Source organism: Endozoicomonas atrinae, from assembly GCF_001647025.1.
Taxonomy (GTDB): domain Bacteria; phylum Pseudomonadota; class Gammaproteobacteria; order Pseudomonadales; family Endozoicomonadaceae; genus Endozoicomonas; species Endozoicomonas atrinae.
On the sequence record NZ_LUKQ02000729.1, the window covers coordinates 1 to 611 of the forward strand.

General features: G+C 60.4%; 1 protein-coding gene. It reads left to right on the forward strand.

Annotation, left to right across the window (positions count from 1 at the left end; genetic code table 11):
* The coding region (locus AK963_RS34310; protein ID WP_175404779.1) for an SU10 major capsid protein at positions 1 to 611 on the forward strand (611 nt) is incomplete at both ends.

Here is a 611-nt window from a genome sequence, read left to right on the forward strand (position 1 = left end):
GTTTACCATGCTGGAGCCGAACGGCACAGCGCCATTCAATGCCCTTCTGGCCATGACCGGATCAGAAGCCACTGACGATCCCGAGTACCGCAACTTCGTCGACGAACTGCCTGACCGCACGTTCCTGGTCGACAACGCTGGCGGCTACGACGCGAACGCCACCACTCTCTCCGTCGATGCCATCCCAGCCGTCGGCTTCGTGGTAGAAGGCTCGATCATCGTCAACGCCAACACCGGCGAAGTCATGCAGGCCACCGCCCTTGGCGACGGCAGCTCCGGCTCGATCTCCGTCAAGCGCAACATCGGCGGCACTGCCCTCACCATCTCCGACAACGACGAACTGGTCATCGCCGGTTACGCCGCCAAGGAAGGTGACAACAGCCCCGAGGCCGTCAGCTTCGACGCCGACGTGACGTTCAACTACACCCAAATCTTCCGCACCAGCTACACCGTCACCAACACTCTGAAGGCCACTAACCTTCGTACCGGTGACAAGGAAGACGAGGCGCAGATGAAAGCCCTCAAGATGCACATGAGCGACATCGAACGTGCATTCCTGTTCGGCAAGCGTCACATCGAAAACCCCAACTCCGCGCAGCCAACCCGCTACA